General features: G+C 72.1%; 20 protein-coding genes. 10 read left to right on the top strand and 10 right to left on the bottom strand.

Going from position 1 to position 19739, the window contains the following annotated elements:
* The first annotated feature begins 284 nt into the window (after positions 1-284).
* Positions 285-845 carry an RNA polymerase sigma factor gene (locus tag AC07BF_RS14420; RefSeq protein WP_400803492.1) on the top strand — a complete coding sequence of 187 codons (561 nt, stop codon included), beginning with the start codon at positions 285-287 and terminating at the stop codon, positions 843-845.
* The gene (locus AC07BF_RS14415) at positions 842-1504 is read left to right on the top strand and encodes a hypothetical protein (RefSeq protein ID WP_478333420.1); all 663 of its coding nucleotides are present in this window, start codon (positions 842-844) and stop codon (positions 1502-1504) included. Before AC07BF_RS14420 ends, AC07BF_RS14415 begins: the two co-directional genes overlap by 4 nt.
* Positions 1505-1529: 25 nt before the next feature.
* Here the strand turns inward: AC07BF_RS14415 and AC07BF_RS14410 are convergent, their stop codons facing one another.
* Positions 1530-2489: a pirin family protein gene (locus tag AC07BF_RS14410; protein ID WP_363627503.1), complete on the bottom strand. Its 960-nt coding sequence runs from the start codon at positions 2487-2489 to the stop codon at positions 1530-1532.
* 206 nt (positions 2490-2695) lie between these two features.
* On the bottom strand, positions 2696-3379 hold the full coding sequence (gene rpe / locus AC07BF_RS14405; protein ID WP_363583217.1) for a ribulose-phosphate 3-epimerase: 684 nt from the start codon (positions 3377-3379) through the stop codon (positions 2696-2698).
* Positions 3380-3643: 264 nt separating this feature from the next.
* On the opposite strand from rpe, the gene AC07BF_RS14400 reads away from it, so the two are divergent.
* Complete coding sequence (locus AC07BF_RS14400) at positions 3644-4495, top strand: SCO6745 family protein (protein ID WP_363583215.1); 852 nt, start codon at positions 3644-3646, stop codon at positions 4493-4495.
* A 66-nt stretch (positions 4496-4561) separates the two neighbouring features.
* Here AC07BF_RS14400 and AC07BF_RS14395 read toward each other — a convergent pair whose 3' ends face one another.
* From AC07BF_RS14395 to AC07BF_RS14385, 3 genes are all read right to left on the bottom strand, one after another.
* Positions 4562-5215: a C39 family peptidase gene (locus tag AC07BF_RS14395; RefSeq protein WP_478333419.1), complete on the bottom strand. Its 654-nt coding sequence runs from the start codon at positions 5213-5215 to the stop codon at positions 4562-4564.
* A gap of 222 nt (positions 5216-5437) precedes the next feature.
* Positions 5438-6046, bottom strand: coding sequence for a DUF4188 domain-containing protein (locus AC07BF_RS14390; RefSeq protein ID WP_363618503.1), 609 nt, complete (start codon positions 6044-6046; stop codon positions 5438-5440).
* Between the two features lie 112 nt (positions 6047-6158).
* Positions 6159-6776: a TetR/AcrR family transcriptional regulator gene (locus AC07BF_RS14385; protein ID WP_478333418.1), complete on the bottom strand. Its 618-nt coding sequence runs from the start codon at positions 6774-6776 to the stop codon at positions 6159-6161.
* Positions 6777-6870: 94 nt separating this feature from the next.
* On the opposite strand from AC07BF_RS14385, the gene AC07BF_RS14380 reads away from it, so the two are divergent.
* Positions 6871-7329, top strand: a complete 459-nt coding sequence (locus AC07BF_RS14380) for a hypothetical protein (RefSeq protein ID WP_478333417.1) — start codon at positions 6871-6873, stop codon at positions 7327-7329.
* 17 nt (positions 7330-7346) lie between these two features.
* Here AC07BF_RS14380 and AC07BF_RS14375 read toward each other — a convergent pair whose 3' ends face one another.
* Complete coding sequence (locus tag AC07BF_RS14375; protein ID WP_363583207.1) at positions 7347-8063, bottom strand: Crp/Fnr family transcriptional regulator; 717 nt, start codon at positions 8061-8063, stop codon at positions 7347-7349.
* 237 nt (positions 8064-8300) lie between these two features.
* Between AC07BF_RS14375 and AC07BF_RS14370 the strand changes: the two genes are divergently transcribed.
* From AC07BF_RS14370 to AC07BF_RS14350, 5 genes are all read left to right on the top strand, one after another.
* Complete coding sequence (locus AC07BF_RS14370) at positions 8301-9080, top strand: hypothetical protein (protein WP_363583205.1); 780 nt, start codon at positions 8301-8303, stop codon at positions 9078-9080.
* Complete coding sequence (locus AC07BF_RS14365; protein ID WP_400986411.1) at positions 9071-9823, top strand: hypothetical protein; 753 nt, start codon at positions 9071-9073, stop codon at positions 9821-9823. Before AC07BF_RS14370 ends, AC07BF_RS14365 begins: the two co-directional genes overlap by 10 nt.
* A complete protein-coding gene (locus tag AC07BF_RS14360) occupies positions 9820-10116 on the top strand; it encodes a DNA-binding protein (protein ID WP_363583201.1) in 297 nt (98 codons plus the stop codon). Before AC07BF_RS14365 ends, AC07BF_RS14360 begins: the two co-directional genes overlap by 4 nt.
* Positions 10113-11150 carry a hypothetical protein gene (locus AC07BF_RS14355; RefSeq protein WP_400986410.1) on the top strand — a complete coding sequence of 346 codons (1038 nt, stop codon included), beginning with the start codon at positions 10113-10115 and terminating at the stop codon, positions 11148-11150. The genes AC07BF_RS14360 and AC07BF_RS14355 overlap by 4 nt, the downstream gene beginning before the upstream one ends.
* A 74-nt stretch (positions 11151-11224) precedes the next feature.
* Positions 11225-15448 carry a hypothetical protein gene (locus tag AC07BF_RS14350; protein WP_400986409.1) on the top strand — a complete coding sequence of 1408 codons (4224 nt, stop codon included), beginning with the start codon at positions 11225-11227 and terminating at the stop codon, positions 15446-15448.
* Positions 15449-15518: 70 nt separating this feature from the next.
* Here the strand turns inward: AC07BF_RS14350 and AC07BF_RS14345 are convergent, their stop codons facing one another.
* From AC07BF_RS14345 to AC07BF_RS14335, 3 genes are all read right to left on the bottom strand, one after another.
* Entirely contained in the window at positions 15519-16505 is a 987-nt protein-coding gene (locus AC07BF_RS14345; protein WP_363583196.1) for an aldo/keto reductase, read from the bottom strand.
* Positions 16506-16617: 112 nt separating this feature from the next.
* Positions 16618-17439, bottom strand: a complete 822-nt coding sequence (locus tag AC07BF_RS14340) for an ABC transporter permease (protein ID WP_363583194.1) — start codon at positions 17437-17439, stop codon at positions 16618-16620.
* Positions 17439-18410, bottom strand: coding sequence for an ATP-binding cassette domain-containing protein (locus tag AC07BF_RS14335; RefSeq protein ID WP_363627496.1), 972 nt, complete (start codon positions 18408-18410; stop codon positions 17439-17441). Before AC07BF_RS14335 ends, AC07BF_RS14340 begins: the two co-directional genes overlap by 1 nt.
* A 100-nt stretch (positions 18411-18510) precedes the next feature.
* Here AC07BF_RS14335 and AC07BF_RS14330 point away from each other — a divergent pair, with 100 nt between their 5' ends.
* Positions 18511-19245 (top strand): TetR/AcrR family transcriptional regulator, encoded by a 735-nt coding sequence (locus tag AC07BF_RS14330; RefSeq protein ID WP_363583190.1) that lies wholly within the window; start codon positions 18511-18513, stop codon positions 19243-19245.
* A 303-nt stretch (positions 19246-19548) separates the two neighbouring features.
* Here the strand turns inward: AC07BF_RS14330 and AC07BF_RS14325 are convergent.
* Positions 19549-19739, bottom strand: a 191-nt coding sequence (locus AC07BF_RS14325; protein ID WP_478333416.1) for a transposase family protein, incomplete at its 5' end; no start/stop codon positions are given.

Below are 19739 nucleotides of genomic sequence, written 5' to 3'. Positions count from 1 at the left end.
CGCCGCCGGTGACGACGCGACCGTGAAGCAGGACGACCGAATCAGAGCATGTAGTGACTCACTCTGACCATGTTCCGCACGGTATCTCCATCATCCGCCGCACCTTATGTCTGATCTCGAAACACCTTGTCGCGGTTTAACATCTCGGCATCCAATCCGCCTTAATGTTCCTACCAGGGAAGCGAGTTCCCGCTGTGACCGCCGTACGACCGTGGGGTTCAGCCACGGTCGGCGGCCCGCGCCGGACGGCAGCCGACAGGCGTGCCGCAGGGGAGGAATGGGACGTGACCGAGAGCGACTGGGTGGTCGGAGACCGGGACCGCCTGACGTTCGACGCGTTCTGCGACACGCACGAGGGGGCGTGGACCGGGTTCGCCCGCGCGCGCCTTCGCGACGACGACGCCGCACACAGAGCGGTGGAGATCGCGAAGGTCCGCGTGTGGAAGGAGTGGCCGCGCATCCTGCGCGAGAAGATCCCACCGTTCCACGCCTGGACGATCCTCAAGGAGGAGATCGGCGCCACCCTGGCGGAACTGATGATGAACGGCGAGCCGCTGCCCACCCAGGCGAGCGTCCCCGGGTGGGTCTACGCCGTGCGGATCGCCGCCGAGCGGGCGCAGCACCTGATGGAGACCGGGGGCACTCACGAGCAACTGTACGTCGCGCTGCGGCGGTTGTCCGAACGGCGGCACGACGTCATCGTGCTGCGCTACCTGCTCGACCTGCCGGACGAGCAGATCGCCGACTGCCTGGGGACGACCGAGGCCAACGTCCGTTCGACCGCGAGCCAGGCTCTCGACCGTCTGGCCGCGGCGCTCGGCGGCCGACGCGGGGAGAGCCGGTGAGCACCGAGCACGACCGGGCCCTGCACCCGAACATGGCCGGCATCCACCTGCCCACCCGGGCCCCGCGACCGCAGCCAGGGGGCACGGGCGTCTCCTGGGAGCGGCTGCTGACCGCCCCGAGTCCGCTGTCCTCCGAGCACAAGCAGGCGGCCCACGAACTCGACCTCGCCGCGTCCCTGGTCCTCTCGATGCCGTCCGCCGCGGCCTCCCTGGGCCTCCTCGTCAACGGCGAGCAGATCCACCCCGAGGGCGCCCTCGTCCTCGGCGCGCTGCTGTACGTCGCGGGCCATCGCGACGGCGCCCAGTTCTGGTGGCAGTTCGCGGCCGGCGGCGGTTCCTACACCTCCGCGTCGTTCCTGAGCCTGTTGCACCGCAGCATCGGGGAGTTCCTGGACGCGGAAGTCTGGCGCCAACAGGCCGAAGCACTGGCCACCAACCCCCGCCCGCCACAGCGCGTCCTGAGCACTCCTCACGCACTGCTGCCGGCCCAGGTGCTCACCGACATCCTCGCCCGGTGCCACTACGGCCTCGACGTGAAGCTGCCCCCCCGCCTCGCGGCCGTGATCCACCAACTCCCCGTCGCCGGCGACGACCCCGAGTACGGCGAACTCCCCCAGATGAGCAGCACCCTCGTCCGCGACCTCACCGACGAACGCTAGCGACCGCGAACCCCGTCTCCCTGCCTCAGCGCACGCGCCCCCGCGCCTTCAGCGGAAGGGCGGGGAGCTCCGGCGCCCGCAGCCGGTCGCCGGCGTAGCCGTGGACGTCACCGAAGCGGGCGGTGGACATCCAGTCCTCGCGGGCCCGGGTGATCTCCTCGCCGGACCGGCCGATGAAGTTCCACCACATGAGGATCTGCTCGTCGAAGGGTTCGCCGCCGAGGAGGAGGACGGCGGCGTCGGTGCGGGCGTGGAGGGGGAGTTCGGGGCGGCCGCAGCCGAGGTAGAGCATGGAGCCGGGTTCGACGCGGACGCCGTCGACGTCGACGCTGCCGGACATGGAGAGGACGGCGTACTCGAAGTCGGGGACGAGCGGGAGCTTGAGGTCGGCGCCCTCGGTGAGGGCGAGGTCGGCGCCGACGAGGGGGGTGTAGGCGGTGCCGGGCGAGGTGGCGGTGTCGAGGGTGCCGAGGATGACGGTGCCGTGCAGGCCGGGGGCGGTGACGACGGGCAGGTCGCCGTGGTGCTCGAAGGTGGGGGCGGTGTGCCGGTGGGCGTCCGGGAGGGCGACCCAGAGCTGGGCGCCGTGCAGGTAGCGGGCGTGCGGGCGCGGGGATTCCTCGGAGTGGGAGATCGCCCGGCCGGAGGTCATCAGGCCCAGTTCGTACGGGCGGACGGTCTGGAGGCTGCCGAGGCTGTCGCGGTGCAGCACCTCGCCCTGGTGGAGCCAGCTGACCGTCTGGAGGCCCATGTGGGGGTGGGGCGGGACCTGCATGCCGGGTTCGTCGGCGATGTCGTCGGGTCCGTAGTGGTCGACGAAGCACCAGGCGCCGACCATCCGGCGGCCCAGGTTGGGGAGCAGTCGGCGGACCATCGTGCTCTCGCCGAGCTGGACCTGACGTCCGGTCAACAGATCCTTGACCGGTCCGGTGTCGGCCTCGCGGCCGCAGGTGGTCGGGGAGGGCTTGCGGTCGAGGTTGCTCATGTGCGGTTCCACCACCGTGCGGAGAGGGGCCGGGCGAGGGGCGTTCGCCAACGATCATCCCTGACGACCGCTGGATCCTCCACCCCTCGCCGGGCGGGCCAGGCCGGCCGGGCCCCTGGATGACGGCCGGCCCGGCCCCTGAACAGCCCCGTCTCTGAACGGCCCGGCCCCTGAACGGTCCCGCCCCTGAACGGCTCCGCCCGGGCTCAGTGCCCGCAGGCCCACCAGGCGTCCGCCGAGGCCTTGGTCGCGAGCTCCCGCAGCTTGCGCACGGCCTCGGCCGGGTCCTCGGCCCCGTACACCGCCGAGCCGGCCACGAACACGTCGGCGCCGGCCTCGGCGCAGCGCTCGATGGTGCCGGCGGAGACGCCGCCGTCGACCTGGAGCCACAGTTCCAGGTCGTGCTTGGCGATCAGCTCCCGGGTGCGGCGGATCTTCGGCAGCATGATGTCGAGGAACGCCTGGCCGCCGAAGCCGGGCTCGACGGTCATGATCAGCAGCATGTCGAGCTCGGGCAGCAGGTCCTCGTACGGCTCGATGGGCGTGCCCGGCTTGAGGGCCATGGAGGCGCGGGCGCCCTTGGCGCGGATCTCGCGGGCGAGGCGGACGGGCGCGGCGGCGGCCTCGACGTGGAAGGTGACGGAGCCGGCGCCGGCCTCGACGTACTGGGGGGCCCAGCGGTCCGGGTCCTCGATCATCAGGTGGCAGTCGAGCGGGATGTCGGTGGCGCGGGCGAGCGACTCGACGATCGGGATGCCGAGGGTGAGGTTGGGGACGAAGTGGTTGTCCATCACGTCGACGTGCAGCCAGTCCGAGCCCCTGACGGCCTCGGCCTCGTCGGCGAGCCGGGCGAAGTCCGCGGACAGGATGCTGGGGTTGATCTGCGCCATTACCGACTACCTTCACACGAGGGTTCACTGGAGGGCTGCGGCGTCCCGGGAGCGGGCACCTCGTCCCATCATCTCGCGCCGCCGCCCCGCCGGGCGCACACCGGGACCTCCCCGTGACCGTCATCACACCCGGTCCGGGATTACCGTGGCCGCCGCCGTGGTCATCAGCACTGAAGCGGCCCGCGCGCGCCCGATCCGTCGGCGCCCGCCGAGCCGCCCCGTCCGGCCGGGTTCGCCCCGCCCCTCTCCGAGGAAGGTCCTTCGATGGCCGATCTCGTCCACCCCGCCCGTGCCCTGTGGTGGCTCTTCGAACCGGTGCACTCCGTCACCTACTTCCTGCCCGAGAGCCGCGAGGCCTACGAGGCGGCCGGACTGCACGGCGGCTGGCGCGGCTACTTCGCCAGCCGGTCGGCGCCGCTGGGTGCGGTGGACGCGCCGCCGGTGATCGCCGCGTTCTTCAGCTTCTCCCCGGCGATGGTCGAGCGCGCGCTGCCGGAGGTGTGGACGCACGCGAGCCCGGAGGAGGCGCTGGCCGCCCGGCTGAAGGGCTCGGCGGGGGCGCTGGCCCGGCTGCTGGAGCACGTGGACCCGGCGCAGGTCGAACTGGTGGTGGAGGCCCTGGAGCGGGCCGCTGGCCGGCTCGACTGCGTCGGCCGGGTGCTGGCCGCCGCCAACGCCGCGCTGCCCCGCCCCTCCGGCCTGTACGAACGGCTGTGGCAGGCCGCCACGGTGATGCGCGAGCACCGCGGGGACGGCCACGTGGCGGCCCTGGTGGCGGCCGGCCTGGACGGGTGCGAGGCGCTGGTGGTCCGGTGCGCGATGGACGTCCGGCGCGAGATGCTCCAGCCGATGCGCGGCTGGACGGACGAGGAGTGGGACGCGGCCGCGGCGCGCCTGGTCGAGCGGGGCTGGCTGACCACGGCGGGCTCGGTGACCGAACTCGGCCGGATCCGGCACCAGTCCCTGGAGGCCGCCACCGACCTGGCCGCCGCGCGGGTCTGGGAGGACTACCCGCGCGCCGAACTCGACCGCCTGGCCGCCGCGTTGAAGCCGATATCGGCGCTCTGTCGCAGCCAGCTCCCGGTCAACCCGGCCGGCCTGCCGGACAACCCCTGATCAGCCCCTGATCAGCCCCCGATCAGCTCCTGATCAGGGGCTGATCAGGTCCCGACCAGCCGCCGGTCAGCTCCCGACCGGTTGCTGGTCGGGAACCGATCGGGCGCCACCCGCGCCACCCGCGCCCGGCGGGCCGAGGACGATCCCCCGCCCGGCGTAGAAGCGCTCGAACGACCGCCACGGCACGTGCGCGAAGGACTGCGACTCCCCCGGGAATCCGGACGGGTTGTGGATCACCACCGCCGTGTCCGTGGCGCCCACCACCAGCACCAGGTGTCCGCCCCGCCGCACCGGTGCCGGACCGGCCGGCTCCCGGATCGCGGGATGCACCGACACCATCACCAGCCGCCCGCCGGCCACCTCGGCCGCCAGCTCCGCGGGCGCCAACTCCCGTGCCTGCGCGGCCAGTCCCCACCGCCGCCGGACGTAGTCGGCGAACGGCGTGTGGATCAGTCCGCGCAGGCTCTCGCCGTCCCGGACGTAGGCCCCCGCCGCCACGCACTCCCCGGCCAGCGTGAGCGCCGGCGGCGCCAGGCCCCACCAGTGGTCGAGCGCCATCCGCAGGCAGGCCACCCCGCACAGCCGCCACGACCACCACGCGTACTCCTCCGGGGTGGCCGCACCGGACTGCCCCCACCGAGGGTCCTCGGCCGCGTCGACCTGCCCGTCGATGATCACCCGCACCAGTTCGGCCGATTCCCACTGCGCGTGGTACGGCACCTCGTGCACCACCGGCCCGCCCGTGGGTGCGCCGCCCGTGGGTGCGCCGCCCGTCTGTGCGCCCGCCGGTGCCCCGGTCGATGCGCCGGTCGGCGCGCCCGCCCGTACACCTCTCGGCGCGCCCGCCGGCATCCCGCCCTGCTCCTCCGCCATCCCCCGACGCTCTCACGCCGCGGCGCCCGGGCCGACCCGCGACACTCCCTGAGCGCCCGGTGAGCACCCCTACTCGGGCACGCGCTCCCCCGAGACCTCCTTCAAGCCCTCCTTCGAGCCGCCCTGCGGGCCTTCCTTCGCGCCCTCCTGGCGACCCTCCTTCGAGCCGCCCTGCGGGCCCTCCCCCGACCGGTAGGCCAGCCGCTGCGACGCGCGGCGCCCGCGCGCCTCGAGCGGCAGGGAGCCGGTGGCGCCCGCGAGACCGAACGGCGGCATGTCGAAGTAGATCGACTCGTACCCGCCCTCCGGCACCACGTACGTCTCGTGCCACAGCCCGACGTGCCGACGGGCCTTCCCCTCCCGCAGTTTGCGGTTGACGATGCCCCAGACGCTGTGGTGGAAGCCGTCCGGCGCGCTCGCGTAGCCGTACAGCTTCTCCTTCGACTCCCAGTACTGGACGACGTAGTACGTGCGCGGCGAGGCGGTGAGCAGGATCCGTCCGCGCAGGCCGCGCTCGGGGCTGCGCCCCAGTTCGTACAGCATCCGGAACATCGCGAACATCACCGGGCCCCAGTGGTGGACGGCCCAGAAGCGGTTGATCCGCATGCCGATCAGCAGCACCACGGTGTCGCCGGTGGCGCCCGCGGTGGTGTAGCCCGGCGTCGGCTTGGCGAACATCGATCGGACGAACGTCGTTCCCATGGACATCTCAGCCTCCCGCACCCCATGTAATCGGTGATTACATCAGGGCCGGGAAACCCGGTCAAGGCTCACTGCACGCACAAATCGGTTACTGCGAAGGAAGGTTGGCGATTCCCTGACCGAAGGTGTCGAGCACCTTCCCGGCCAGCTCCTCCGCCTCCTCCTCCGGCAGGTAGCCGTCCACGATCATCTGCGCCAGCCCGAACACCAGCGCCTGCCCGGCCAGCCCCATCAGCCCCGGATCCCCCGGGCGCAACCGGCCCGCCTCCTGGTCCGCCACGATCAGACCGGTGAACGCCCTGTCCATGCCGTCCAGTTGATCCCGCAGCTCCGGCTCCCGCGAGGCCACGAACACCCGCGAACGCACCAGATCGAACCGGTGCGGATGGTGCAGCGCGTACCGGACGAACCCGAGCCCGACCGCCCGCATCACCGACCCCCCGGCCGGATCCACCGCCGCCACCTCGGCCTCCTGGCACCGCGCGAAGTCCGCCAGCACCCGGTCCGCCAGCGCCGTCAACAACGCCTGCCGGTCCGCGAAGTGGCGAAACGGCGCCCCCGCCGACACCCCGGCCCGCCGCGCCACCTCCCGCATGCTCACCTTCTCCTGCCCGTACTCGTCCAGCAGCTCGAACGCCGCGGCGACCAGCGCCTCCGGCAGCGATCCGTGGTGGTACGAGCTGCGCCCGCCAGGCCGTTCCGTCATGCCTGCCTTGCTACCACAGCAGGCCGCCCCACCAGGAAACCGTCACCCCACCGATCGGAGCCCCATGCCCACGCCCGCACCTACGCCCATGCCCATGCCCGTGCCCACGCCGGCCTCCACCCCCCAACCCGCCTCCCGCGCCGCCGCCTTCGCCGCCGCCTACGCCCTCCTCCGCGCCTCCGCCACCCTCGCCGACCACTGGATCCAGACCGACCACCAGGCCGGCACCAAGGGCCGGCCCACCCCGGCCGGCCGCCGCGCCTGCACCGCACACGTCGCCGCCTACACCGCCACCCAGGCCGCCGCCCTCCTCCTCGGCACCCGCGCCCTCGGCCTCCGCCCCAAACCCCGCCGCCTCCTCGCCGCCCTCGCGCTGTCCGCCGCCACCCACTACCTCGCCGACCGCCGCGAACCCCTCCGCCGGGCAGCCGACTTCACCCGGCGGGGAGACTTCGTGCGGCTCGCCGACCACGGCATGAACGGCGCCTACCTCCTGGACCAGGCCTGGCACCACGTGTTCGAGACCGGCGCCGCCCTGATCGCCGCGACGTGACAACGGCCGTCAACCGCTCACGACAGTCCGCCGAGCCGCGCGGCGGCGGCGCGCAGACCCTCGGGGTCCTCGACCACGAGCCGCCCCCGCCGACCGGCCAGCGTCCCGCCGAACGGCGTCACCGACACGACCTGCCGTACCTGCTTGGCGCCGATGCCCAGGCAACTTGCGAGATCCCTTTGGACAACCGGAAGTTGGACGTCATTCGCCACACTCCGCGTAATCCCCTCCTCGTGGTCGAGCAGCGGCACAAGGACCCATGCGACCCGGGCCCGGTTGTCGCCGGGCTGCGCCAGCATCTGGGCCTCCCAGTGTCGGCCGGCGATGTACGACGAGATCGCCAAACCGTAGTCGCGCTGGAAACCGGGGCTCCGAAACGTCTCCCCGGGCACGATCGCCACCTCACAGTCGGTGTACGCCGTCACCGTGGCCGTCCGCACGCCGAAACCGAGCACCGCGAGGTCCCCGATGAGGTCGCCGCCACGCCGGAAGGCAAGCAGCCGCTTACCCGCACCGGCACGACCCCCGATCTGGTCGACCCTCACCACACCTCTGATCACGACGATCACGAAGGCGCCCACGTCGCCCTGCCCCACCAGCTTCCGGCCCGCCGGAAGCTTCCTCCGCTCGGTGCCCTTGAGGACGCCGTTCCACGCGGCCGGCCCCACGAGCGCCTGAAAGGTCCGGTTCGGGCCCATGAGCAGCCCCGACGAGGAGTTGTTGCACAAGTTCATGGCGGGAGATTAGGGGAGCGATCGCCAACCAAGGCCCGGGTAGGACGAGTTGGCGCATGAGGCGCGATCCGCCCGGCACCGGCTGCTACCCTGCCGCGCCCCTTCGCCGGCCACGAACCAGGTGTGGCGCAGGACACATGGCTAAGGGGTCGCGGGCCCCCTAATCCTCGCCGGCCGACCGCAGACTCTTCGTCGTCAGCCCGGCGACCGCCGAACCTTGCGTTCCTGGAGACCGCCATGCCCGAACCCCCGTCACTCCCCGGCATCGTCAGTCGGCCCCTGCCGCCGCTCTCCGGCCTGCTCTGCGTCGACCTGAAGGGCTTCACCAGTTTGCCCGGCGCCGTCCACGCGCCGGTCAGTGCCTACCTTGAGGAGATCCTGGACGCCGCCCTCACCGCAGCCGGCCTCGACGACCTCCGGACCACAAAGCGGTTCCCCGTCAACTCCGGCGACGGGGTCACGTTCGGCTTCGATCCCACACTGCTGGGATTCGTCGTCCACCCCTTCCTCGACCGCCTCGACGAGAAACTCGCCAAGCACAACGCCGATTCGGGCCACGTCCGACTGCGAATGCGGGTCAGCGTCCACTCCGGCCACGTGGCGCCCGAAGGCGTACCCGGCGAGGGGAACGGGCCCGCGAGGAACGAACTGCACCGACTGCTCGACTCCCAGGAGGTCAAGGCCGTCCTGGCCAAGGCCAGCGAGGAGACGACGCACCTGGTGGCGATCGTCTCCGACCGGGTGTACGAGGACGCGGTCGTGTCCCGGCACACCGGCCTGCACCCCGACCGGTTCCGCCGCATCCTGGCGACCGTCCCCGACAAGGAGTTCGCCCGTCGGGCGTGGCTGTACATCCCCACCCCCTCAGGCAACCTCCTCATCGCCCCCGACAGCGCCCCACACCAGCCGCCCAGGGAAGTCGGAAGGCTTTCCCGAGCGATCAACCGCTTTCACTCGGCGCTCAAGCCCTACATCGACCCGCACCGTTCGACTGGAGGAACCGCCCCATGGCTCTGATCACGTACAACAGTGTGCTCGACGTCATCCACCAGCGGGTGACCAGCGCCGCCCATTTGCGGCCGAACGCTCTCCAGGTCGAGGTCGGCGGAGCAACCCGCCTCCTCGAGCTGCCGCAGGCGCGCGCAGCCCTGTACGAGCAGCCGGTTGACGAGTCGCTGCGCCGCGAGATCTGGCGTCGTGCCGTCGCACTCGCTCAGCACGACTCGCTGGCCATGGCCATCGGCTCGACGGAGGTAGCCGGGTGGGTCGAGGCCGTGGTCTGGCTCGCCCTGCCTCGGCTTCAGCGGGTCGCCCGCCAGGCCTCCGCCCGGCTGGGCGCGGACCGGCGCGATGTCGAATCCGAGGTCATGCTCGCCCTGATCGAACGGCTGGCCGAGGTCTCCCCGGACGACCCCGACGTCGGCCCGCAGCTGCTCAAGGCTGCGGGCCGCCGGGGATGGGACTTCGCCCGCCGCTCGGCCTCGGGCGGACGGCCGGTCGAGGACATCGTCGCGGTGGCCGACGCCCGCACCTCGGAATCGGCCGAGGACCTGTGGGATCTCGCGATCACCTCGCCGGACCGCCCGGACGGCCTGACCGCACCGCTGCGCCTCTCCTCCCGCTCGGCGATCGAGGGCGCGCGGCTCGGCGAACTCGCCGACCATCTCGGTCTGCGCGAGGTCGTCCAGCACGCCCATCGGCGCCGCCGGGGCCCGCGGCTCGGGACGCTCCCCCTCCGCCCGGCGGGGGCCGACCGATGACCACCCACGCCCAGGGGGCACTCACCTTCCCCGAGCTGTTCGGGCTCCCACTGGCCGTCGACCTGCGGACCGCCGCGCGCGCGTTCGGCATCTGTCTGGGCACCGCTTACAACCTCGTTCACCGCGGAGTCTTCCCCTGCCCGGTGGTCCGCGCCGGGCACCGCTACCGGGTGCCCACCGTCGGACTGCTCAGCGCCCTCGGCATCGATGAACTCCCCATCTATGAGGATGACTTGTCCCACCTGACAATTGCGCCACCGCTCCCGGGGCTCAGCTGGAAGGACCTCGCATGATCGCTGCGGCCACGGTACCCAAGCCCAGTGTCCCGGAGCCTTCCCAGGGCCACCTGACCTGTGTCGTGATCGGTCCCGCCGGGGACCGCAACGCGTACGACGCCGGCCTGGAGGTCTACCAGCGGATCGTCCGCCCCGCCTGTGCCGCCCTCGGTCTCCGGCCACTCCGCTCGGACCCTGCCCAGCCGGACGAGCTGCGCTACCGGCAGGTACTCGGGGCCGATATCGTCATCGCCGACGTGACCGACGGCAGGCCGTCCGTCATGTACGAGCTCGGTCTGCGCCACACCACCGGGCGGCCCACCCTCCAGATCGGTGAACGCAATCGGCAACCGCCCGGCCTTCCACGCACTGGCAGGGTCGTGTTCGAGCGATCCGAGACCGGTCTCGCACACGCCCGCCGGGATCTCCAGGGCGCACTGGTCCGAGCCCTCCGGGACGGCTTCACGCCGTTCCTCCCCGTTCGGATCCTGCTCGGCCTCCGTTCCCGGCAGGAGCCGACGCCGACCGCCGTCACCACCCCGACCGACCTCTTCGCCACGTTCCAGACGACCATGCCCCCACTGACCGAGGGCCTCAAGGCGGTCACCGGGCTGGTGAACGACATCGCCGCGCTCGCCGAGGAGCTCGTGCCGGACCTGGCTACCGCACCGGACGGCACGGCAGCCGAACGCCTCAGCACCGCGATCGCCCGCCCCGCCGTGGAACTCAGGTCCTGCGCTGCGGAGTTCGCCGCGCTGATTCCCGACATCGATGCCGCCGTACACACCGCGCTCAGCAGACTCGACCACCACCCACAGACCCGCGACAACATCCAGAACCGTGACGTCGCACGCCAGCTCACCGACATGTCCCGGTTCGCCCGCGAGGCTCTCGAAACCCTCCGGCTCCTCCGCATCACCCTGGACTGGCTCACCACCACCGCTCCCACTCTCCACGGGCCGGGCCGAGACATCGCCGCCGCGCTCGACCTCGTCACCGATGCCATGGCCCAGGTCGAGACCTGGGACCGCATCGCCCGTTCTCTGGCGTGACCTGAGGCGCGGGGGCCGTCGGTTCCCCGCGCCGTCCCCCTCCACAGGCCAAGCTCCGCGGAAAGGACTGCGAATTGCCTCTCGGAGTAGATCTCACCCGGCTCCGTAGCGACCTCGGGGCCGCACCGGCCCAGGTGTTCGAGAAGCTCTGCGTCCATCTCTTCCCCGCGATCCTCGAACGCGACTTCGCCCCCGCCATCGCCGGGACGCTGCTGGCTCTCCGGCCCCCGGACGGCGGACTGGAGGCCTGCGCGCGGCTCGCGGACGGTCGGATGGTCGGGATCCAGGCGAAGTACCACGGAAAACTGAGCTCCGCGCTCGGTGCCGTGGACGAGTCCATCAAATCGGCCCTCACCCACCACCCTGACCTCACCGACCTCCTGGTCTTCCTCCCGCAGGACCTCACCGCCGGGGGAGGCGCCGCACCTGGCACGAAGCAGTGGCGGGCGGCGGCCGAGCGGTGGGCGGCGCAGGTCGACCGTGCGCGCCCCGGTTCGCCCATGCGGTTCCTCGCCTACACCAGAAGCGATATCGAGCGCGCCCTCGTATCGCTCGCCGAGGAGGCCATTCCGGCGTACTTCGACCCCGCCTACCTACGGCTGTCCGACCTTCACCGGCACGCCGCGGCCGCCGCCCGCACCGTTCGCCGCCATCGGGGACGGGTCGACATCCAGCCTCCGCCGCTCGCCACCTTCCTGTCCGACGCCCTCGCCGAGCTCGACGACCCTTCGGTACTCGCGAACCGGCTTGCCGAGACCGCATCCGTCCTTCGGGTATGGGATGGCTGGCGCCCGGCGCTCGACGACCTGCCCGCACCGTCCGCCGGTCCGGCAGCGCAGGCCGGCCGGAGATGGACCCGTTCCGACAGCGACCGCGCCCTCTGCGCCGAACAGCTGGACGCGACCGCGAACCTGCTCAACACGGAGAGCCGAACCGACCCGCAGTCCGTTCGCAGACAGATCGACCAGGTGCTCCAACTCTGCGGCCGGGTGACCGAGAGCATCACCGCCATGTACGACGAGCTGCTGGCCGCCGTGTGCGCCGCCAAACCGTTCGACTCGCTCCCGTACGTGCAACGCGCTTCCGTGGGCCGTCTGCTCGCCGCGCTCGACGACCTCCAGACCTGCGGGCACCGGCTCCGGACCGTATGCGACGACCCCGCCCTCGCGGCCCGACAGACCGGCGCCCTCCTCGTCGGCGGCGGTTGGGGAACCGGCAAGTCCTACGGGCTGGGCGGCTGGGTCCAGGAACGCATCACGGACGGCGCGCCCACGGCCTTCGTCTGTGGACACGAGTTCGGTCCGGACGAGGCTTTCGAGGCCCAACTCCCCCGTCGGGTCTCACCCGGCACCCGGGCCCACGGCCTGCGCGACCTGCTCGCGGCCCTCCAACAACAGGCCCTGCTGACCGGCCGTCGCGCCGTGCTCGCAATCGACGCGTTGAACGAGGTCCGCTGCCTGCACGGGGACGTCCGGACGGCGTTCGCCTCCCTGGCCGAACTGGTGCGGCGCTACCCACTGGTGACTCTGGTCGGCACCGTCCGGATGGACACCCGGCCGGCCGGCCCCGTGGGCACCTCGGAGGCGGCCGTCACCCGGGTTCATGGCTTCCTCTGGAATCCCGGGATCTCCCGCCCAGGCCAGGCCTGGCGGGTGTACCAGGACATGTACGGGCTCCCGGAACTGCTGCTCCCGCCGGACGTCTCCGAACTGCGCCGACCGCTGATGCTCGCCGTGCTGGCCTGGTGCCTGCACCGCTCCCCTCAGCCGGCCCCTGGGCCGATCGTCACACCGACCGTCGGCGACCTCTTCCAGTCCTGGCTGCTCATCCTCGACGGCGACTACGCCGCACACCTGGACGCGGCGCACGCGCTCCGCGCCGGTCCGTCGCCGACCCCGGCGCCCCTGGTCACCCTCGCCTGCGAGGTCCTGTCCGAGCAGGTCGGAGAGGAGGGCACCCTCGAATACCGCGCAGCCTGCCAGGTGCTGGCAGACACTCCCGGATTGAGCGATCCGGCCGTGCTCCTGCGCTGGCTGGAGAACGCGGGCGTACTGGCCCTGGATCCGAACACCCGGCACGTCCGCTTCGCGATCCAGCGGTTCGCCGAACACGTCCGAGCCGTGAACCTGCTTCGTGGCCGACGTCCCTCCAGGGCCGTCGCCCGGATCGTTCACGCGGCGCACCGGGCGCGCGACGGCGATCCGGAGTCCGGCCAACGTGCCGACCACCAAAGGATGCTGGAGGCGCTGGCAGGTGCGACACCGCATGTCGTCGAGGGCGCCGAGCTGTCGGACCTGGTGCCCCGTCGACATCGGTCCCTCGTCGCCGGCGCGGTTCTGGAGTCACTGGAGGGCCGGGACCCGAAGCGGGCCGGCCGCTCATCCCGGGCCTTCCTGATCCGGCAGCTTCGCGACCCCGGGTCCGCCCCGAATGCGCTGTACTCCATCCTGGTGAACGCGACCTGCCACAAGCACCCGCTGGGCGTGGAGTTCCTGCAGGATCAGCTGACCGCCTGGCGCCGTAGCCGGTTTGAGCGCCGATTCGCGGGGCCCATCGTCGACCTCCTCGCCGATCCGAACGGAATCGCCCTTCTCCGAAGGCTCGTCCACTGGGCCGAATCCATCGGCCCTCGGGGCGACGCAGTGGTCGAAGAGGTCACCTCTCTGCTGCTCTGGCTCTCCGGCGTCGGCCACCACAGCTTCCGCGACGCCTGCATTCGCACGGCGGCGGACCTCTGGGTGAACCGGCCGGAACTGATCGGCCGACAGCTCACCCGATCGGGCCACCACCGGGACGAACTCGTGGCGGAGGCGACTTGGCTCGCCGCATACGGGGCCCTCGCCCGCAGCTCGCCCACGGGCTCGGACCACCGGATCACGGATCCGATCACAGCTGCGATCACGCGTGCGATCGCTTGGCCGCACCTGCGCATCCACGACGCGGTCCTCGCCGTCCGGGGGGTGCTCCGCCCGGACGCCATCGCAGACAGCACCTTCCCCGCCGTCCCTCTGCGCCGCCCGCGTGTAGCGGTCCTCCCCTTCGGCAGCCGAATCATCGCGCGGGCGGCCTCGACGCTCTCCTGGTGTCCGTTCGAGGAAGAAAGCCCGAGGCCCCGTCAGTCCTGGCTGGCCTCTCGGGCGTGGTTCCTCACCCTCGGACTGCCCAGCCGACTTCTCCACAGAACCGACGCCGGGGAGTTCGACACCTCCAGCCCCGCCGTGGCCAAGGCCCTCCAGCGTGCTCAACAGGAGTGGTTCGCCGAACAGGCCACCCGTGTCCTGCAGACGGCGTCCCCGCCGGATCCGGAAGAACAGGAGGAGGCCCGATACTGTCGGCGCGCCGTCGATCCGACTCTTGGCGCAAGGTGGAGAACCCGTCTCAACACCCTTGCACGATCAGAGAACTGGTGGACACCGCCATTCTCGGCCGCCGAGGCGCGGGCCTCGACGGTCGGACCTCCGGCAGCTCTGACAGAGGTGCTCATCCGTTCCGATCCCACCGGCGCACCATGGCTGCTGCTCAACGGCCTCCACCACCTGCGCAGCGAGGAGGACCAGCCGAAGGAGGATCTGCCACGTCTGCATCTACCGCCACACATCATCCGCCTCACCGACTCCTGGCGGCATGCCTCGCCCGCGCACCGGATCCCCCGGATCCCTCCCGTGCTGCGGGTCGAGTCACACCTGGTGCCACGGAGCGCACTCAGCGGGGCGTTGACGCAGGGCGACGGCGTGCCGAGGCGGCTGCGGCCCCTGGAGAGCTGGCCGGGCCACAGCTTCCTGGCGGAGTACTACACCCGACCCGAGTTCGGCGTGCCGCGCGTCGACTGGTCTGCCCCGCTGCCGACCGTCGTCAATCACCCGGGGAGCCAAGCCGGGCCGCCGGCGTACGGGCGCTTCGCCGACCCGGTCTCCCAGCCCGTCCCAAGCCGCCGGCTCACGGAGGCGCTCAGGGGTCACTGGACCGGCCACCATCTGGACTTCACCGACCCGTCCACAGGTGGCCTCCTACTGACCGATCCCGGGTTCGCCGGCGGAGGGCCCAATGCCATCCTCCTCGCAGGATCCGCCGTCGACCGCCTGCCCGGGGACGACAGCGTGCTGCTCTGGGCCGTGACGCTGGTCGACCCAGGTGAGGCGCGGGCAGCGAGCTGGTCGTCGTACTGCGTCCTCGACTCGGGTTCGGTCCACACACTGCCGTGCCCCGGGCCATCGACTAACCGGAGGGTACCGGCGACGAGATGGCCGCAGCTGGGCCTGACCGACTGGCCCGACGCCTCCTCGAACGGCGCCGGTTGACCTCGCCGATGTCCTGCCCCGCTGTCCTGCCCCGGTCGTACCGCCGGGGCAGGACAGCGCCCGTGCGCGGCTACCAGGCGTAGTCCTCCGGGGCCGGCTGGTGGCCGGGGAAGAGTTCGTCGAGGCGGTCGAGGGTCTTCTGGTCGAGCTTCAGGTCGAGGGCGGCGACGGCGGCGTCGAGGTGGGCGGGGGTGCGGGGGCCGATGATGGGGGCGGTGACGGCGGGGCGGGTGAGGAGCCAGGCGAGGGCGAGGTCGGCGGGCTCGGTGCCGAGGTCGGCGGCGAGGTCCTCGTAGGCCTGGAGGCGGTCGCGGTGGGTGGCGAGGAGTGCGTCGGCCTGGGGCAGGGCGCCGCGGACGCGGGTGCCTTCGCGTTCCTTGCGGAGGATGCCGCCGAGGAGGCCGCTGCGCAGCGGGGACCAGGGCAGCAGGCCGAGGCCGTAGTGCTGGAGGGCGGGGATGACCTCCAGTTCGATGGTGCGGTCGAGGAGGTTATAGAGGGACTGTTCGCTCACCAGGCCGAGGAAGTGGCGGGAGCGGGCGGCCTCCTGGGCCTGGGCGAGGTGCCAGCCGGCGAAGTTGCTGGAGCCGACGTAGATGATCTTGCCCTGGGCGACCAGGACCTCCATCGCCTGCCAGATCTCCTCCCAGGGCGTGTCCCGGTCGATGTGGTGCATCTGGTAGAGGTCGATGTGGTCGGTGTTCAGGCGCCGCAGGCTGGCCTCGACGGCGCGGCGGATGGCGAGGGCGGAGAGCTTGCCCTCGTTGGGCCAGTCGCCCATCGGCCCGTACACCTTGGTGGCGAGGACGGTGCGTTCGCGGCGGCCGCCGCCCTGGGCGAACCAGCGGCCGATGATCTCCTCGGTCCGGCCCCTGAGGTTGCCCTCGCTGTCGCGGCCGTAGGCGTTGGCGGTGTCGAAGAAGTTGATGCCCCGCTCGTGGGCGGTGTCCATGATGCGGTGGGCCTCGGACTCCTCGGTGTGGGGGCCGAAGTTCATGGTGCCCAGGCAGAGTCGGGAGACGGTCAGGCCGGTGCGGCCGAGGTGGGTGTACTCCATGGCGCCCACCTTCGACCGTACCGGCAGCGGTGTCCAGCACATTCCGTCAGACGAAACGGGTGAGCGGACGGACTTACGGACGGACGGACGGATGAACGACCGACCGCCCCGATCAGCGCCCGTGCGTCGCGAACTTCCGTACGGCGAGCGGCATGCAGAGCGCGAGCAGCAGACCGCTCCAGAGCACCGAGGCGAGGACGGCGTGCTGCATGGGCCAGGCGTCGCCGGCCGCCGAGGGGTTGCCGAAAAGTTCGCGGCAGGCCTGGACGACGGCGCTGACCGGGTTCCAGTCGGCGACGACCCGCAGCCACCCGGGCATGCCGCCGGTGGGGACGTAGGCGTTGGTGACCATCGCGATCGGGAAGACCGCGACGGAGAGTTGGCCGGCGGCGTCCTCCTTGCCGATGGCCAGGCCGAGGCAGGTGCCGACCCAGGTCATCACGAAGCGGAAGAGCAGCAGCAGGGCGAACGCGCCCGCCGCGTCCCCGGCGCCCTCGCGCACGCGCCAGCCGGCGGCGAGGCCGACGAGCGCGAGGAGGGTCAGGACGACGACGCTGACCAGCAGGTCGGCGAGGGTCTGCCCGAGCAGCAGTCCGGTGCGGGAGACGGGCATGGAGCGCAGCCGGTCGGTGATGCCGCGGCCGACGTCGCGGGCGGCGCCGACCATGGTCACCATGACGCCGTTGGTGGCGACCATGGCGAACAGGCCGGGCATCAGGAACTCGCGGTAGTCGCCGCCGCCCGGGATCCGCATGGCGCTGCCGAAGACGTACCCGAAGACCACCACCATGATCACGGGGACGCCCAGCGAGGCGGCCAACAGGCCTGGCGAGTGGCGGTAGTTGAGGAGGATGCGGAGCATCGACGTCCAGGTGTCGACGGCCAGCCGGGCGGGGCGGGACGGCATCGGCGCGGGGGCGTACACGGCGGCCATCAGGCGGCCCTCCTCAGGGTTTCGGCGGATTCGCGGGTGAGCGCGAGGAACACGTCGTCCAGCGAGGGGGCCCGTACGGCGGCGTCCTCGGCGGTGATCCCGACGGTGTCCAACTCCCGTACCAGCGAGGGCAGCAGGACGGACACGCCGGGCTGGGTCAGCACCGTCACGGTCCGTTCGGCCGCGTCCACGTGCGCGTCGCCGCCCGAGAGGGTGGACAGCACCACGGCGGCGGCGGCGAGTTGGGCCGGGTCGGCGAGGGTGACGGACAGCTGACTGCCGATCGCGGCCTTGAGCCGGGCCGGTGGGCCGGTGGCGATGGCGGCGCCGTGATCGACGACGACGATGTCGTCGGCGAGCCGGTCGGCCTCCTCCAGGTACTGGGTGGTGAGCAGCACGGTGGTGCCCCCGTCGGCCAACTCCTTGACGGTGTCCCAGATTTCCTGACGGCTGCGCGGGTCGAGCCCGGTGGTCGGCTCGTCGAGGAAGAGCACCGGGGGGCTGGTGACCAGGCTGGCGATGAGGTCGAGGCGTCGGCGCATGCCGCCGGAGTAGGTGCGGACGAGCCGGTCGCCGGCCTCGGTGAGGTCGAAGCGTTCGAGCAGTTCGTCGGCGCGGGCACGGGCGCGGCGGGCGCCGAGGCGGTGCAGCCGACCGAACAGGTGGAGGTTGTCGCGCCCGGTGATGCCCTCGTCGACGGCGGCGTACTGCCCGGCGAGGCCGATGGCCCGGCGGACGTCCTCGGCGGCGCTGACGACGTCGTGGCCGGCGACGCGGACGGTGCCCCGGTCTGGGGCGACGAGGGTGGCGAGGACGCGGACGGCGGTGGTCTTGCCGGCGCCGTTGGGGCCGAGCAACCCGCAGACGGTGCCGGCGGGAACGGCGAGGTCGAGGCCGCGGAGGGCCTCGGTGGTCCCGAATCGTTTCTCCACGCCTGCCATCTCGATGGCGGGTCGGGCGGTGTCGGACATGGCTCTGCCCCTTCTCTAGGTACAGCGTACGTAGAAGCGTGGGTCAGATGCTACTACGTACGTCGTACGTATCTAAGATGGGGGGCGAGGTGATCACCCAGTGCCGTCCAACGAACCCCCCAGCACCAGCGAGCGCCCGGCCGCCCCCGAGGCGCCCGAACTGATCTGGCTGCGCCCCGAACGCACCGGCCGCGGGCCGAAACCGGCCCACAGCCGGACGTCCATCGCCGCCGCGGCCGTCGAGATCGCCGACGCGGAGGGCCTGGACGCCGCCTCCATGCGCCGGGTCGCGGCCGCCCTCGGGGCGGGCACCATGTCGCTCTACAACTACGTGCCGAAGAAGGAGCACCTGCTCGACCTCATGCTCGACGCCGTCACCGCCGAGTACGAGCTGCCGGCCGCGCCGAGCGGCGACGTCCGCGCCGACCTGGCGGCGCTCGCCCGCCAGCAACTCGCCATCTTCCGCCGCCACCCCTGGCTGCCGGCCCTGGTGCTCGCCCGCCCGGGCATCGGCCCCAACGCCCTGCGCTACACCGACCACTTCCTCGCCGTCACCGCCTCCACCGGCCTGGACGGCGGCGCCCGGATGGAGGCCATGGCCCTGTTCAACGGCTTCGTCTGCCAGTACGCCCAGTACGAGCAGACGGCGGCCTCAGGCGCCAAGTGGCAGGCGGAGCTGGTCGGTTACCTCACCCGGGCCGCCATGAGCGGCGAATACCCGCACCTGGCCCAGGCGTTCGCGGCGTCCGGACCGCCCTCCGATCCGGACGCCGCCTTCGACCGCTCGCTGGACCGGGTGATCACGGCCATCCTGGCCCCGCCGACGCCCCGCTGAGCCCGCTGAGCCCGCCGAACGACCCCGCCCTCAGGCCCCGCCCCCAAACCGCGCCCTCAAGCCCCGCCCCCAAGCCGCGCCCGCGACAGCACCGCCACCGCCCGCCCGTCGACCAGCACCAACACGGCCTCGTGCGCGCCCCCCAGCGCCGCCCGCGCCTCGGCCGGCGACTGCCCGACGCCCACCGCCGGCAGCGCCGGCCCGAGCAGTGCGCCCAACGGACCACCCGGCGATTCACCCGACGGACCGCCCAACGGATCGCCCGGCTTGGCGCCGCCGTCCGCTAGGCAGTGTCGTCAAAGGTCAGGCCCACATGAGGAGTGAGGCGAGGGTGGCGGCGGCTTGGTAGGACACGGCGGTCTTGTCGAACCTGGTGGCCAGGCCTCGCCACTGCTTCAGGCGGTTGAAGCAGCGTTCGACGACGTTGCGGTGCTTGTAGAGCTGGCGATTGAACGCCGGTGGGCGACCGCCGAGCCTGCCGCGCCGCAGTCGAT

The sequence above is a fragment of the Kitasatospora sp. NPDC043950 genome (genome assembly GCF_056435345.1).
This window is presented reverse-complemented; position numbering and strand designations above follow the sequence as displayed.